We start from the raw sequence: 14,679 nt of genomic DNA, 5'->3' as shown, positions 1-14,679 counted from the left end.
GTGGTCTAACCACGAAAGTGGCTCTATATTGATGTTGAACATCAATAAAATAAAGTGCTGCCAGTTTTATATCACCCATTAAACCATATACATGCCACCATTCACATGGAGAGTCTCTCCAGTGATGTACGCAGCAGAGTCTGAAGCTAAAAAGAGCACAGCATTTGCTATCTCTTGTGCTTGCCCAAGTCTCTCCATCGGCACCTGCGACATGATACCTTGTTGCTGCTCTTTAGTCAGCTCATCGGTCATGTCTGTCTGGATAAATCCAGGAGCAATAGCATTCACTGTTATTTGACGAGATGCAACCTCTCTTGCAAGAGATTTTGTAAATCCTATCAATCCAGCTTTAGCCGCACAATAGTTTGTTTGGCCTGGATTACCCATTGAGCCTACAACAGAACCGATATTGATAATACGACCATGACGTTTTTTCATCATAGGACGCATCACTGCTTTTGAGGTACGAAATATTGATGTAAGGTTCGTATCTATGATATCACCCCATTCATCTTCTTTCATTCTCATCAACAAATTATCTCGAGTAATACCCGCATTGTTAACAAGAATACTAACATCGCCCTCTTTCTCTTTTATTGCAGCGAACAAATCGGTAACAGACTGGCTATCAGTTACATTCAAAACCAAACCTAAGCCGTTATCGCCTAAATACTCTTGAATCGCTGCTGCGCCGCGCTCACTTGTTGCTGTTCCAATCACTCTTGCACCAGCGGCAACAAGTGTTTCAGCAACTGCACGACCAATACCACGACTTGCACCTGTGACTAAAGCTACTTTTCCAGCTAAATCTATACTTACGCTCATTTAAATATCCTATTCAGTCAATGTTGCAAGTGATGCCACATCATTAACTGCTTTTGCAGTAAGTGAGCGATCAATGCGTTTTGCAAGTCCTGTGAGTACTTTTCCAGGTCCTATTTCAAACAAGTTAGTCACACCCATTTTTGCCATTGCAGTAACCGTGTCAGACCAAAGAACAGGACAGTAAAGCTGTCTCACAAGCGCACTTTTAATCTCTTCACTTGCGGTTGGCGACGCAACATCAACGTTATTAATTACACTGATGTTAGGCGTTTTAAACTCAATCGCTGCTAATGCTATCGCGAGTTTTTCAGCTGCGGGCCGCATCAGTTCACAATGAGACGGGACACTGACAGGTAATGCCACTGCCATTTTAGCGCCCGCTTCTTTACACAAAACCGCGGCACGTTCAACAGCAGCTTTAGTACCTGCAATAACCACTTGTCCTGGACTGTTATAGTTAACAGGACTGACGACATCGCCTTGCGATGCTGCTTCGCATGCCTTGGCAATCGCATCGTTGTCCAAACCTATGATCGCAAACATTGCACCGCTTCCAGCAGGAACCGCTTGCTGCATCAACTGCCCACGAAGCTGCACTAACTTAACGGCCTCAGAAAAATCGATCACACCCGCACACACTAACGCTGAGTATTCACCTAAACTGTGCCCTGCTAATACACTCGGTAATGGCTTACCACTGGCTTCAAACACACGCCATATTGCCACACTGGCAGTCAATAATGCAGGTTGTGTTTTATCGGTTTCATTGAGTGTTTCGACCGGGCCTTGTTGCACAAGTTCCCAAAGGTCATAACCTAATACTTCACTTGCTTCAGAAAAAGTGTGAGCAACGATGTCGTGCTCAGTCGCAAGTTCTGCCAACATCCCAAGAGCTTGAGAGCCTTGACCAGGGAAGATAAAAGCTGAATTTTCCATGAATTCTACCTATCACATTCAAGATAAAAATTAATTACCGTTTATTAACAGTAATTAAAAACGAACTAATGCACTGCCCCAAGCAAAGCCTGCGCCAAATGCCTCTAACATCACTAAATGACCACGCTGAATACGGCCATCACGGACAGCTTCATCAAGCGCTATAGGAACAGAGCCTGCTGATGTATTACCGTGTTTCGCAAGTGTTAGTACCACTTTATCTAAACTCATGTTTAGCTTTTTAGCAGTCGCTTTGATGATGCGAAAATTGGCTTGATGTGGGACTAACCAGTCAATTTCTGACTTATCAATTTGATTGATTCTTAACGTTTCAGTCACAACATGAGAAAGCTGAGTAACGGCCACTTTAAAGACGTCATTCCCCTTCATTGTCATATATCCAAGGGCTGCAGATGATTCTCCAGCTCGTGGAGGAAAAGAACATTTAAGCAGATCGCCCTGTCTGCCATCAGCATAAATATGCGTCGACAAAATACCTGGCTCGCTTGATGCGCCAATAACTGCGGCACCTGCACCATCACCAAATAGAATGATCGTGCTGCGATCTTTAGGTTCACAAAGGCGTGACAATACATCAGCACCTATGACGAGTACTTTTTTGGCCATTCCCGATTTAACATACTGATCGGCAATTGATAACGCATAGACAAAACCTGAACATGCAGCGGCAATATCAAACGCGGGGATGGTATGAACACCTAACATCGCTTGAATTTCACACGCTGCAGCAGGAAATGCATTGTTTGCACTCGTTGTGCCACAAACAATCATGTCTAGCTCACTCGCTTCGATCCCAGCCATTTCAAGTGCTTTTTTAGCAGCTTCAAATCCCATGGTCGACACCGACTCATCGGAGGCGGCAATCCGTCGCTCAGAGATCCCTGTGCGTTCAACAATCCACTGGTCATTGGTTTCTACCATCTTTTCCAGATCGAGATTGCTACGCACTTGTGCTGGTAAATAGCTACCAGTTCCAAGAATTTTAGTATGCATATAAGGAGGTATCAGTTATTAATATCTAAAAGAATCGACTCAAGACGTTCTTCAATCATCTTTGGGAGTCTACGTTGCGCCTCAGTCATTGCGAGTATTATCGCTTGCAAGTAAGCTGATTGATCGGCGCTGCCATGGCTTTTTACTACAATTCCGCGTAATCCTATCAAACTTGCGCCATTGTAGTGGTCGGGGTTCATCTGTTTAAGGACAGAATTTATACGAGGGGCGATGAGTTTGGCCATTAATCGTACAAACCAACCTTGGGTCAGCCCCTGTTCCAACTGATTAACCAATAATTTTGCGATTCCTTCAGAGGTTTTCAAGGTAATATTACCCACAAAACCATCACACACAATGACATCAACGTTTCCTGAATAAATGTCATTGCCTTCAATAAAGCCAACATAGTTTATCTGCGGACTTTGTTGTAAGAGTTGTCCTGCTTGTTGTACTTGGTCGTTACCCTTTATCTCTTCGATACCGACATTTAACAGCGCAACTTTAGGAGAATGTTTCTTATCCACGGCTTCACATAACACTGAGCCCATGATTGCAAATTGGAAAAGAGTTTCAGAACAACAAGACACATTAGCACCGAGATCAAGTAAGTATACAGGCGCTTTATTTACTGAGGGTAAACAGCTAACCAGTGCGGGCCTATCTATGCCGGGTAATGTTTTAAGCAACACCTTAGAAATTGCCATCAATGCGCCAGTATTACCAGCACTTAGGCAAGCCTGTGCTTTTCCATCGCGAACTTGCTCAATAGCTAAGCGCATGGAGCTTTGTTTTCGATTTCTGAGTGCGTGAACAGGGCGATCCGACATACTGACAACTTCAGTCGTATGAATGATCTCAATTCTTTGACGAATACTGGGTTCAGCCTTGGTGAGAAATAAGTCTATTTCAGGCTGGTTGCCAACAAGGACAACATGTAGAGAAGGATATAAATGAAGTGCCTGCAAAGTTGCAGGCACTGTGACGCGGGGGCCAAAGTCGCCCCCCATCACATCTAACGCAAGCGTCAGATTTGTCATAAAGGTATCAACAATTACTTGTTAATAACCTTTACACCGCGGTAAAAACCATCCGCAGTCACGTTGTGACGACGGTGTAGTTCACCACTCGTTGAATCCACTGACAATTGAGGCGTGCTCAATGAATCATGTGAACGGCGCATTCCGCGCTTTGAACGAGATTTTTTATTCTTTTGTACAGCCATTTTGACCTGTCTCCTAGGTTACTTGCTCTTCAGTTTTTCTAACACTGCAAACGGATTTGGACGCTCCTCTTGAGAAGGTTCAATTACGCCTACAACTATGTCTTGATCACCTTTGCCACAACTTTCGTTAGCATGCATTGGTATCAGGGGCATAGCAATTATCAATTCATCTTCAATCAATTGATGCAGACGAACCTCGCCTATTTCATCACACTCAATAGGGTCATACACATCCGGGAGCTCATCGATTTCATCTTCATTCCCACAGGGAGAGAAGTTGAAGTCGACCGTAACCTTTGTAGTATATAGTGTCATGCAACGTTGACAATTCAGAGTGAGCTCCGTCACAGCCTTCCCTTTAAGGTAGACTATCCCCTGTATATCTTCGCCACATTCAAACGACACTGCCACATCGGAACAGTCGCCGGCACTTAATTCATTTAATCGCTTTAACTGCTTACCAGGAATCATACCTTCATAAGAAAGAAGACTCGCAGCAGCACGTATTGGATCAATTGAAACCGGTATCTTTACTGTTTGCATAAGGCGCGCATATTATAGTTTGAAATCCTTAGAGTCAAAGGAAAATTAGCTCTCTTGTAATAAGAACGCTGATTTACCGTATTTTTGTACTCTAAAAACATAAATTAATGGATTAGAAATTTTACCTAAGCTCGAGGATTTACTCAAGCCACTCACGCTTAAAATAGAAGCTAACGCACCTTTTTTTACGAGATAAACTAAAAGCGCGAGGTTTTTGACATCAAACAGGGCTAAACTTCGGCGCTAGATCTGACTTAAATGTTATTTTTGTTTTTTCTGGGTCTCTTTTTTTATTGATAATTACTTGGAATCTCATATGTCGCTTCCCCTAATTCTTGCTTCAACTTCCCCCTTTAGAAAGCAGTTACTCGCAAAACTGAATATTCCTTTTGATACTTGCTCGCCTAATATTGATGAATCTGCACAGATAGGAGAATCACCTGAAACCTTGGTAATGCGTCTAGCACTCGAAAAAGCCGTTGTTGGTGCCTCACAATATCCTCAAGGGCTGGTGATAGGGTCAGATCAAGTCGCAGTGATCAATGGAGCGATTGTCGGTAAGCCTCTCACACATGAAAAAGCTGTAGAGCAATTAACACTAGCATCAACTCAGGTCATCACTTTTTATACTGGACTGGCAGTACACAATATCAATACCAATAAGAGTGAAACTCGCGTTGAGACTTTTAAGGTGCATTTTAGGGAATTAACACCGGCGCAGATTGAATATTATCTACAAACAGAACAACCATACTTCTGTGCAGGCAGCTTCAAATGCGAGGGTTTAGGCATTGCTCTTTTTACGCAATTAGAAGGTAAAGATCCAAACACCTTGGTCGGTCTCCCTCTTATTACACTCATCGATATGCTTGCACTGCAAGGCTATGAAGTGCTGTCTTCACGCCCGCTAGTCTAAAAAGCAACTATTCGCAAATAAAAACACTGAATTCAGCCTAAAAAACTGCAGTTTCCAGAATCACAACTACAATATATTACAAGGGGCGAAAAGCTTGGCATTATAACGCCCCATTTCCTATCAAAAAATTCTAACCTCTTTGGACACGGAAGTCTGAACATTACTATTTTGGGAATGGTCGATGACTGATATTGAAGAAGCTCTGGCACTACTTGCTGCCCCCTGTACTGACGAACGTTTTTTCCAACGCGCGTTAAAAGCCCTTGCACTAGTAACACAATGTCGCTGGGCTGCCTTTGCTAGGCCGTCTGAGACTTTAGGCAAAGCCGAAGTCGTGGCTTTTTGCGATCTAAAGCACAGTGTACCTGGATTTGAGTTCGACCTGAAAGGCTCCCCCTGCGAAGCCATCTATCAACAAAGGTATCCGGATACTCACCTGCTCTATGCTAAAGATCTACAAACTCGTTTTCCCAATTTTCAACTCATCAAAGACTTGGGCGCGAACAGCTACCAAGCAGAGTTGATTTTAGATGATGATGGGATGCCAATTGGCCATATTTTAGTCATGGACATCTTGCCACAAACAGAAAGCATGAAATCGAAAGAGTTTTTCAGATTACTTGCTCAACGAATTGGAGTCGAATATAAGCGTCTGCTTATCTCTCGTGAACTCGCACTCCATAAACAAATGGTTGCCGTGACGGAACATTTGATGTCGTTCGTTGATGATACTTATACTTACCAAGTTGTCTCTAAAGGTTACGAAAGCTTATTCAATAAACCTGCTGCTGAAATTGTCGGTAAAACCATCGAACAGATACATGGTGAACAAGTATTTGAGCAGCACCTTAAACCGTTAATTGATCGAACATTAAAAGGCGAAACAGTACAGACACAAGTCTGGATCCAACCTCCCGACAATACCAGTCCACGATACATGAATACACTTCACAACCCTTACTATAATGAGAAAGGACACATAGTCGGTGTGATCGTCTCAGCCCACGATATTACTGACATACATGCAGCTAAAGAAAAAATCCAACGTTTAGCAAACTATGATCCCCTCACTGAAGTGTTAAATCGCCGTGCTCTGTTTGAGGATATGGAAAGTAAGCTTCGTGCCCAAGAGCAACACAAGCTACAACTTGCAGTGCTCTACATTGACTTAGATGGATTTAAACAGATCAACGATCGCCACGGCCACCAACAAGGAGATAAAGTGCTTAGATACGTGGCTTCTATCATCAGAGATACGACCAGTGATAATGAGGTCGTTGCACGCATTGGTGGTGATGAGTTTATTTTGCTAGCCAGCTTCCCTCATGGCGAGTCACTGGAGAGCTATGAACTTCAACTCGAAAATCTATGTGAACGGCTCTGCAGCCAACTCTTTATTCATGTTGATATCGAAGAACAGAGTTTACCGTTATCTGCCAGCATCGGTCATTATTTAGTCAATGATGCCAGCATGGAGTTATCCTCAATTATTTCGAAAGCGGACAAAGACATGTATAGAAACAAACGAAATGAAAAACTGGGGCTGCTCTCCATATCAACAGACTTTATTCATCAACCCCCTTCACAATGAAACTTGCAATAAAATAATTTGCGAACATTGGGGCATAAGAAAAGTAAAAGGCTAGCATGCGCTAGCCTTTTATTGTTTCCATTAATCACTCAAGCTACGGCGTTACAGAAACAAAGCGACAATGTCGTTTCACCCTTTAACAAGGTAAATAACTCAACAAGTCTAATGGTGAATGAATCACAGCTTTTGGATTCGCACCACGTAGCTTTTCTTCACCGTGAGCGCCATAACTGACACCAATCGCATCAATGCCGGCATTATTAGCCATGTTAAGATCATGAATAGAATCACCAATCATCACCGCTTTATCGGGTGCAATATTCAACTCAGCTAATAACTGAAGGATCATCTCAGGGTTGGGCTTACTCATCGCTTCATCCGCGCAACGACTCGCAACAAAATGCACACCAAGTCCAGTTTCGCTCAATACACGGTTTAAGCCTGCTCTTGCTTTACCCGTCGCAACCGCTAACTGATAACCAGAGTCATTGAGTTGTTGAACAAGTGTTTCAACTCCTTCAAACAAAGGACTAGGCGTATCATTGAGCTCGAGATATTGTTGACGATACATATCCTTCATCTGGTTATAAACATTATCATCACCAGCAGGGAGTAACGTGCTTAAGGCTTCACCCATTGAAAGACCAATAATATCACGTACCGCCGTTTCCGATGGGACCGGCAGCTCAAGTATTCTTGCCGATTCCTGCAAACAGGCGACAATTTTACCCACTGAGTCCATCAGGGTTCCATCCCAATCAAATATTACCAGCTCGTATTGCTTCATACTTTTACCAATCTATCTAAAGTTTGAATCAAAATCGGATCTAGCGGCGCTTTCACTATCATCACCTCTTCAGTACCTGGGTGAATAAACCTTAATTGCGCAGCATGTAGGAACAGTCGATTTAGCCCTACCGCTCTTAGACTGTCATCATATTTTTGCTCACTGTACTTTTCATCACAGGCAATGGGATGACCAGTATATTGGCAATGTACGCGGATCTGATGAGTTCGACCGGTTACCGGGCTGGCTTGCACAAGTGTGCTCCCCTGGTAACGCTGTAAAATTTTAAAGCGAGTTTCGCACTCTTTGCCTTCTTGATTTACACGCACAATACGTTCACCAGATTTTAAAGTGAGCTTCAACAACGGTGCTTTAATCGCTTTGTCTTTGGCTTGCCAAGTGCCTTTGACTAGCGCTTGGTAATCTTTCTGCATCTTCTTAAATCTAAGTTGATCATGAAGATGTCGCAGTGCGCTACGTTTTTTAGCTATTAACAAAACACCAGACGTGTCTTTATCCAGACGGTGTGCCAACTCTAAGAACTTCTGAGTCGGACGTAATGAACGCATCGCTTCGATGATACCAAAATCGATGCCACTACCGCCGTGAACCGCTAAACCAGCAGGTTTATTCAACACAATAAGATGCTTATCTTCAAACAGAATACGCTCTTCTAATTGCGACACTTTGCTTAAGTTTGCAGACGGTCCAGGACGCTCAGCATTCTCCGACACTCGCACAGGTGGCACCCTGACAATATCGCCATCTTGCAACTTGTATTCAGGTTTAATTCGCTTCTTATTAACCCTGACTTCACCTTTACGCACGATCCGATAAATCATGCTTTTCGGCACACCTTTCAGTTTAGCCAGTAAATAATTGTCTATACGTTGACCAACATGATCTTCATCAATTGTAACAAGCTGGACTTTCACTTTTGGAGGTTCGGTATTCATGGTGCGCCTATATGTACATCAATGAGCGTATTGTACAACAAGTTATAAGAATTTTGTGCCTTTCCATTTGCTGAATTTATTGATTATTGCTATATTCCATCCGTGGTTGGGGATAAGCAGTGACTAAAGTGTTCACAAAACCCGCTACACTAGCGCAAGAAGCGGAGACTAAAATGCTTTTTTCTTTGTAGCAAATAATTGATTTGCAAGTCGTTATGTATATATATGACCAATAATGAGTTGTAACGACTAAACAGAGTGATAAGCCCACATTACAAAGTGGTTTCTCCAAGAATCGCGCCCCAAATTCGAAGATTAATTTTAACTCATCATCAAATGAACACGATTCGATTTTGGCATTACCGGAAAGTATTGAATAATTTATGGGGTTGGTTGACGTTTTACAACGAATTCCTTGTTTTTGTAAACATTAAAAAATAAGCCATAAATGGATGCGACACGCAGCGAATGCGTCTTACAGAAATGCGCACCTTGCCTAGACACTAGCCGTGAGGCTGAGTTACGAATGCTAGGCCCGTAATGCAACGAAAAAATCGTTTGATGACCTTATTTTAGAAGAATTAAGTCATAATGAAACGGATGTTAATTAATGCAACTCAATCTGAAGAGTTGCGTGTTGCCCTTGTTGATGGGCAACAACTGTACGATCTAGATATTGAAAGTCCAGGTCATGAGCAGAAAAAAGCCAACATTTACAAAGGTAAAATTACCCGCGTAGAACCTTCCCTTGAAGCCGCGTTTGTCGATTACGGAGCAGAACGCCACGGCTTTTTACCCCTAAAAGAGATCGCTAGAGAATACTTCCCTAAAGGTTACTCTTTCCAAGGCCGCCCAAACATTAAAGAGGTGGTTAAAGAGGGACAAGAAGTTGTTATTCAGATAGATAAAGAAGAACGTGGTAACAAAGGTGCAGCGTTAACGACCTTTATCAGCCTTGCTGGTTCTTACTTAGTCTTAATGCCGAACAACCCACGTGCCGGTGGTATTTCTCGCCGTATCGAAGGTGATGAGCGTACAGAGCTAAAAACTGCACTATCTGAACTTGAAGTCCCGCAAGGCATGGGCTTAATCGTTCGTACTGCTGGTGTAGGTAAAGATTCTGCTGAGCTTAAATGGGATCTGAAGGTTCTTGAGCATCACTGGGCTGCAATTAGAGAAGCTGCTGACAGTCGTCCAGCACCTTTCTTAATTCACCAAGAAAGCAATGTTATTGTTCGTGCTATTCGTGACTATTTACGTCGTGATGTCGGCGAAGTGCTTATCGATCACCCTCGTATCTTTGAAGAGGCTAAACAGCACGTATCATTAGTACGTCCTGATTTTGTTGATCGCATTAAACAATATGAAGCTGAAGTTCCTCTGTTCACTCATTACCAAATTGAAACTCAAATTGAATCAGCTTTCCAACGTGAAGTTCGCCTTCCGTCTGGTGGTTCAATTGTTATCGATCCAACAGAAGCTTTAACCTCTATTGATATTAACTCTGCCCGTGCAACGAAAGGCGGAGATATCGAAGAGACTGCATTAAATACCAACCTTGAAGCCGCAGATGAGATTGCTCGTCAATTACGTCTACGTGATTTAGGCGGTCTTGTGGTTATCGACTTCATCGATATGACGCCAGTACGTCATCAACGTGAAGTTGAAAACAGAATGCGTGATGCCGTTCATCACGACAGAGCACGTGTCCAGTTAGGCCGTATCTCTCGTTTTGGTTTGATGGAAATGTCACGCCAGCGTCTTCGTCCTTCTCTTGAAGAATCTGCCGCTCACCTATGTCCACGCTGTCATGGCCAAGGCACTATTCGTGGAACGGAATCTCTAGCACTTTCTATTTTGCGTCTAATGGAAGAGGAAGCGATTAAAGAGAATACATCACAGATAGAAGCCGTTGTACCAGTTGATGTTGCAGCCTTCTTGCTTAACGAGAAGCGTAAAGCAATCCGCATTACTGAACAGCGTCATAATGTTGAAATCTATGTGATTCCTGATCCAAACATGACAACTCCTGATTACCGTGTTTCACGTCATCGTAAAGATGATCAGATCAGTGAGTCAAGCTACAAGCTACTTGAACAACCTGAAGCTAAACTTTACGAGCCTCGTAAACTTGAGCGCACAGCTCCGCCAGAGCCAGCACTTAAAGGCTTCTCTGCTCCAACAAAAACCGCTGCAGATGCTTCTCCTGAAGTAACAGCAAAAGCAACACCTAAGAAAGATGCAGAACCTGGCTTAATTGCTAAATTCTTCTCTGCCATTGGTGCACTATTTAAAGCGGAAGAGAAGAAAGAGGTTGAAGTTAAGAAACCTCAGAAATCTGAGCAAAACTCACAGAACAAGAATGCTCGACGCAATACTCGTCGTAATGACCGCCGTCCACGTGATGATAAAGAGCAGTCTAACGATAAAAGAGAGCGTAACCCACGTAACACTCGCAACAAGAGTACGGACTCAAGTAAAGAGACTACGGTTAACAAAGAGAAAGATGAGCAAGCTAAACGCCAACCTCGTCAAGACACTAAACCAACTCGTAGTGCTAAGAACACTAGTGCCGAAACTGTTGAGCCGCCAAAAGAAGAGGCAGCAAGAGAGCGTCGTCAACGTCGTAACATGCGTCGTAAAGTTCGTGTAGAGAATGAAGCAAGCCTTGCTTCTGCGTCTGAAGCAACAGCTGCTCCACAAGAGCAAGTTCAGCCTAAAGCAACTGAAGAGAAGCAAGCTCGTCCTAAGCGTCAGCCTAGAAAAGCGAAGCCAAAAACAGACACAGATGAAACGATTGCAACTTCACAAAATGTGTCAGAGGTTGAAGTTGTAAAGACTGAAGTTGATTCTTCTCCAGTGGTAACTGAAACACAATCTGTTGCAGTTGAGCCTATTGAAGCCAAATCAACAGAAGTGGCCAGCGTACCAACTGATGTTACTGAGAACATGTCTGACAACAAAGACATGCTTGAAGATACTAGTGACAGTTCAGCTACTGAAGACAAAGAAACCGCAGACTCGCGTGACGGTCAACGTCGTAGCCGTCGTAGCCCACGTCATCTTAGAGCTGCAGGTCAACGCCGTCGTCGTGATGAAGATTCAACAGAAACGTCTGCTGACACAACTCCAGTTTTCATTACCAATGAAACTGAAGTTGAAAATCAAGCAAATGAGTCTAAAGCGTCAATGAATCAAGTTGAAACTGCAGAAGCGCCAGCTAAAGTAGAAACATCTGTATCTGCTGTTGCCGCTGCTCCAGCTGAAGCACCTGTAAAAGTAGAAGCGTCAGTCTCTACTGCTACCGCTGCTCCGACTAAACCTGAAGCACCTGCGAAAGTTGAAGTATCTGTCTCTGCTGCTACTGCAGCTCCAACTAAACCTGAAGCACCTGCGAAAGTAGAAGCGTCAGTCTCTGCTGCTACCGCTGCTCCGGTTAAACCTGAAGCACCAGCTAAAGTTGAAGCATCTGTCTCTGCTGCTACCGCTGCTCCGGCAAAACCTGAAGTTCCAGCTAAAGTTGAAGCATCTGTCTCTGCTGCTACCGCTGCTCCGGCAAAACCTGAAGCACCAGCTAAAGTTGAAGCATCTGTCTCTGCTGCTACCGCTGCTCCGGCTAAACCTGAAGCACCAGCTAAAGTAGAAGCGTCAGTCTCTGCTGCTACCGCTGCACCGGCTAAGCCTGAAGCACCAGTCGCTTCAGCTAAGCCAGATAGCGTAGCTCCAGCCCCTAAGGTGGTAAAAGCTAAACCTGCTGGCGGAAGTCGTTTTGGCACTATGGTCACGTCTACAATGACCAAGCCTGTTGTTGAGAGCAGAGAGAATATTGCGACCCCGATGGGTCGCCAATATGGCACTGCAGAAAATGCTCAACCAGCCAAAGTCACTAAAAATGTGAATACAGCAAATTCTGAAATGGTTAAACCATAACCGTCTAATTTAGCTATATTCAAAAAAAGCCATGCAGAAATGCATGGCTTTTTTATTTAATACCAATTGGTATCACGCGGATAATTTGTTAGTATTCGCCACCGCTATTCAACGTAAATAACATACTCGTAACAGGGGCTAAATGTTTGATCTTATTCGTCACAAAACTGCTAGTAGTAAAGCCGACATACTTTCTGGGTTAACGGTTGCACTTGCTCTCGTTCCGGAAGCCGTGGCATTTGCTTTTGTAGCAGGTGTTGAACCTATGGTGGGTTTATACGCTGCATTTATTATGGGCTTAATCACTGCGCTTATTGGCGGACGACCAGGAATGATCTCTGGTGCTACAGGAGCTATGGCTGTTGTCATGGTCGCGCTTGTTGCTGAACATGGAGTTCAATACTTGTTTGCAGCGGTTGTGCTTGCAGGCCTCATTCAGGTGACATTCGGACTGCTCAAATTGGGTAAGTTTATTCGTATTGTGCCGTATCCTGTGATGATTGGTTTTGTTAACGGTTTGGCGATTGTGATTTTTCTTGCCCAACTTGGCCAATTTCAAGCACCGGATGCAAATGGTGTTTTAAGTTGGTTACCTATGGAGCAACTAACTTTAATGCTAGGCCTTGTGATACTCACGATGGCCATTATCCAGTTTTTGCCTAAACTAACCACAGCAATTCCCTCTTCACTTGCCGCGATTGTGACAGTCACACTATTAGTCGTTTTCTTAGATCTCGATACACGTACAGTGTTAGATTTTCTAAAGTCAATGAGCGGTGATGAGAATGCGACAATTGCAGGTAGCTTACCGACCTTCTCAATCCCTGCGGTCTCGTTCAGCTTAGAAACTTTATACATCATTCTTCCCTACTCGCTTATTCTTGCAGCTGTTGGCCTAATCGAATCACTATTAACCTTAACCGTGATCGATGAGATGACAAATAGCCGCGGTAAAGGTAATAAAGAGTGTATCGGACAAGGCGTAGGTAACATCACCAGCGGCTTCTTTGGTGCCATGGGTGGTTGTGCCATGATTGGTCAGTCAATGATCAACATCAATTCAGGTGGACGTGGACGTTTATCAGGAATAACAGCCGCACTAGCACTACTCGGTTTTATTCTTTTCGGTTCAGCACTGATTGAAATGATCCCATTAGCAGCGCTTGTTGGTGTCATGTTTATGGTTGTACTGGGTACCTTTGAATGGGCTAGCTTCAAGGTCATGAGTAAAGTACCTAAGCATGATGCTTTCGTTATCGTACTCGTTACCATCGTAACTGTATTTACCGATCTAGCCTTTGCTGTATTCGTCGGTGTAATTGTATCTGCCCTCGTGTTTGCTTGGGAACATGCTAAGCACATCAATGTAGAAATTAGCGAAGATGCCAATGGCTGGAAAGTTTACAAATTAAACGGCCCTCTGTTCTTCGGTTCAGTCGCTGATTTCTTAGACCTGTTTAATTCAAATACGGATCCTGATGATGTGATTGTCGATTTCCAAAACTCTCGTGTATGCGATCACTCAGCACTCGATGCAATCGATACTTTAGCTGAACGTTATGGCGCGAGTGGTAAGAAACTGCATCTTCGATACCTAAGCAACGACTGTAAGAAGTTACTGCATAAAGCAGGTGATTTAGTTGAAGTTAACTTGATAGAAGATCCACATTACAAAATTGCAGATGACAAGCTTGATTAATCTAGTAATGCAAATCTAAAAATAAAAGGTGAACTTATAGTTCGCCTTTTTTATTGCCCAGCTTCTCTTCCAATGCAATAAACTCATCTGGTCAATGTCTATAGAAATAAAACATTTCGTCAGATGTTCTCACGTATATAATTGAAATTATTAACTTATACATCGTTATACACAACATCTGTCTAGGTAGCGGACAATCAAGAGGTGATTTTAATCACACTTATTTGCCCCACCGCTTTAGCCTCGTTAAACTAGTG

At 43.3% G+C, this 14,679-nt stretch carries 12 protein-coding genes; 4 read left to right on the top strand and 8 right to left on the bottom strand.

The annotated features are described in order from the left end of the window. Window positions 1-78 precede the first annotated feature (78 nt). The 6 genes from fabG to yceD are packed head-to-tail and all read right to left on the bottom strand — an operon-like array spanning window position 79 to window position 4,543. The gene (gene fabG, locus FN961_RS05895; protein WP_143563632.1) at window positions 79-825 is read right to left on the bottom strand and encodes a 3-oxoacyl-ACP reductase FabG; all 747 of its coding nucleotides are present in this window, start codon (window positions 823-825) and stop codon (window positions 79-81) included. A 9-nt stretch (window positions 826-834) separates the two neighbouring features. Then, the gene (gene fabD, locus FN961_RS05890) at window positions 835-1,761 is read right to left on the bottom strand and encodes an ACP S-malonyltransferase (protein WP_143563631.1); all 927 of its coding nucleotides are present in this window, start codon (window positions 1,759-1,761) and stop codon (window positions 835-837) included. Window positions 1,762-1,815: 54 nt separating this feature from the next. Beyond that, the gene (locus FN961_RS05885; protein WP_143563630.1) at window positions 1,816-2,775 is read right to left on the bottom strand and encodes a beta-ketoacyl-ACP synthase III; all 960 of its coding nucleotides are present in this window, start codon (window positions 2,773-2,775) and stop codon (window positions 1,816-1,818) included. 11 nt (window positions 2,776-2,786) lie between these two features. Beyond that, a complete protein-coding gene (gene plsX, locus FN961_RS05880) occupies window positions 2,787-3,815 on the bottom strand; it encodes a phosphate acyltransferase PlsX (RefSeq protein WP_143563629.1) in 1,029 nt (342 codons plus the stop codon). A 14-nt stretch (window positions 3,816-3,829) separates the two neighbouring features. Next, on the bottom strand, window positions 3,830-4,000 hold the full coding sequence (gene rpmF / locus FN961_RS05875; protein ID WP_143563628.1) for a 50S ribosomal protein L32: 171 nt from the start codon (window positions 3,998-4,000) through the stop codon (window positions 3,830-3,832). Window positions 4,001-4,018: 18 nt separating this feature from the next. Continuing rightward, window positions 4,019-4,543, bottom strand: a complete 525-nt coding sequence (gene yceD / locus FN961_RS05870; protein WP_143563627.1) for a 23S rRNA accumulation protein YceD — start codon at window positions 4,541-4,543, stop codon at window positions 4,019-4,021. A gap of 316 nt (window positions 4,544-4,859) precedes the next feature. Between yceD and FN961_RS05865 the strand changes: the two genes are divergently transcribed. Together FN961_RS05865 and FN961_RS05860 are read left to right on the top strand one after the other, a co-directional pair. Beyond that, window positions 4,860-5,459: a Maf family protein gene (locus FN961_RS05865; RefSeq protein WP_143563626.1), complete on the top strand. Its 600-nt coding sequence runs from the start codon at window positions 4,860-4,862 to the stop codon at window positions 5,457-5,459. A gap of 181 nt (window positions 5,460-5,640) precedes the next feature. Then, window positions 5,641-7,050 carry a sensor domain-containing diguanylate cyclase gene (locus FN961_RS05860; protein WP_143563625.1) on the top strand — a complete coding sequence of 470 codons (1,410 nt, stop codon included), beginning with the start codon at window positions 5,641-5,643 and terminating at the stop codon, window positions 7,048-7,050. Window positions 7,051-7,186: 136 nt separating this feature from the next. Here FN961_RS05860 and FN961_RS05855 read toward each other — a convergent pair whose 3' ends face one another. Both FN961_RS05855 and rluC read right to left on the bottom strand, forming a co-directional pair. Beyond that, on the bottom strand, window positions 7,187-7,837 hold the full coding sequence (locus FN961_RS05855) for an HAD-IIIA family hydrolase (protein WP_143563624.1): 651 nt from the start codon (window positions 7,835-7,837) through the stop codon (window positions 7,187-7,189). Beyond that, window positions 7,834-8,793, bottom strand: a complete 960-nt coding sequence (gene rluC, locus FN961_RS05850; protein WP_143563623.1) for a 23S rRNA pseudouridine(955/2504/2580) synthase RluC — start codon at window positions 8,791-8,793, stop codon at window positions 7,834-7,836. Before rluC ends, FN961_RS05855 begins: the two co-directional genes overlap by 4 nt. A 591-nt stretch (window positions 8,794-9,384) precedes the next feature. Between rluC and rne the strand changes: the two genes are divergently transcribed. Both rne and FN961_RS05840 read left to right on the top strand, forming a co-directional pair. Further along, window positions 9,385-12,723: a ribonuclease E gene (gene rne / locus FN961_RS05845; protein WP_143563622.1), complete on the top strand. Its 3,339-nt coding sequence runs from the start codon at window positions 9,385-9,387 to the stop codon at window positions 12,721-12,723. A gap of 142 nt (window positions 12,724-12,865) precedes the next feature. Next, window positions 12,866-14,422, top strand: coding sequence for a SulP family inorganic anion transporter (locus FN961_RS05840; protein WP_143563621.1), 1,557 nt, complete (start codon window positions 12,866-12,868; stop codon window positions 14,420-14,422). Window positions 14,423-14,679 lie beyond the last annotated feature (257 nt).

The sequence above is a fragment of the Shewanella hanedai genome (assembly GCF_007197645.1).
Lineage (GTDB): Bacteria > Pseudomonadota > Gammaproteobacteria > Enterobacterales > Shewanellaceae > Shewanella > Shewanella hanedai.
This window is presented reverse-complemented; position numbering and strand designations above follow the sequence as displayed.

Bases quoted from the DNA above. Each gene is read 5' to 3' on its own strand.
- FN961_RS05865 (WP_143563626.1), top strand. From the start codon at position 4,860: ATGTCGCTTCCCCTAATTCTTGCTTCAACTTCCCCCTTTAGAAAGCAG.
- rpmF (WP_143563628.1), bottom strand. From the start codon at position 4,000: ATGGCTGTACAAAAGAATAAAAAATCTCGTTCAAAGCGCGGAATGCGC.
- FN961_RS05885 (WP_143563630.1), bottom strand. From the start codon at position 2,775: ATGCATACTAAAATTCTTGGAACTGGTAGCTATTTACCAGCACAAGTG.
- rluC (WP_143563623.1), bottom strand. From the start codon at position 8,793: ATGAATACCGAACCTCCAAAAGTGAAAGTCCAGCTTGTTACAATTGAT.
- FN961_RS05855 (WP_143563624.1), bottom strand. From the start codon at position 7,837: ATGAAGCAATACGAGCTGGTAATATTTGATTGGGATGGAACCCTGATG.
- plsX (WP_143563629.1), bottom strand. From the start codon at position 3,815: ATGACAAATCTGACGCTTGCGTTAGATGTGATGGGGGGCGACTTTGGC.
- fabG (WP_143563632.1), bottom strand. From the start codon at position 825: ATGAGCGTAAGTATAGATTTAGCTGGAAAAGTAGCTTTAGTCACAGGT.
- FN961_RS05860 (WP_143563625.1), top strand. From the start codon at position 5,641: ATGACTGATATTGAAGAAGCTCTGGCACTACTTGCTGCCCCCTGTACT.
- FN961_RS05840 (WP_143563621.1), top strand. From the start codon at position 12,866: ATGTTTGATCTTATTCGTCACAAAACTGCTAGTAGTAAAGCCGACATA.
- yceD (WP_143563627.1), bottom strand. From the start codon at position 4,543: ATGCAAACAGTAAAGATACCGGTTTCAATTGATCCAATACGTGCTGCT.
- rne (WP_143563622.1), top strand. From the start codon at position 9,385: ATGAAACGGATGTTAATTAATGCAACTCAATCTGAAGAGTTGCGTGTT.
- fabD (WP_143563631.1), bottom strand. From the start codon at position 1,761: ATGGAAAATTCAGCTTTTATCTTCCCTGGTCAAGGCTCTCAAGCTCTT.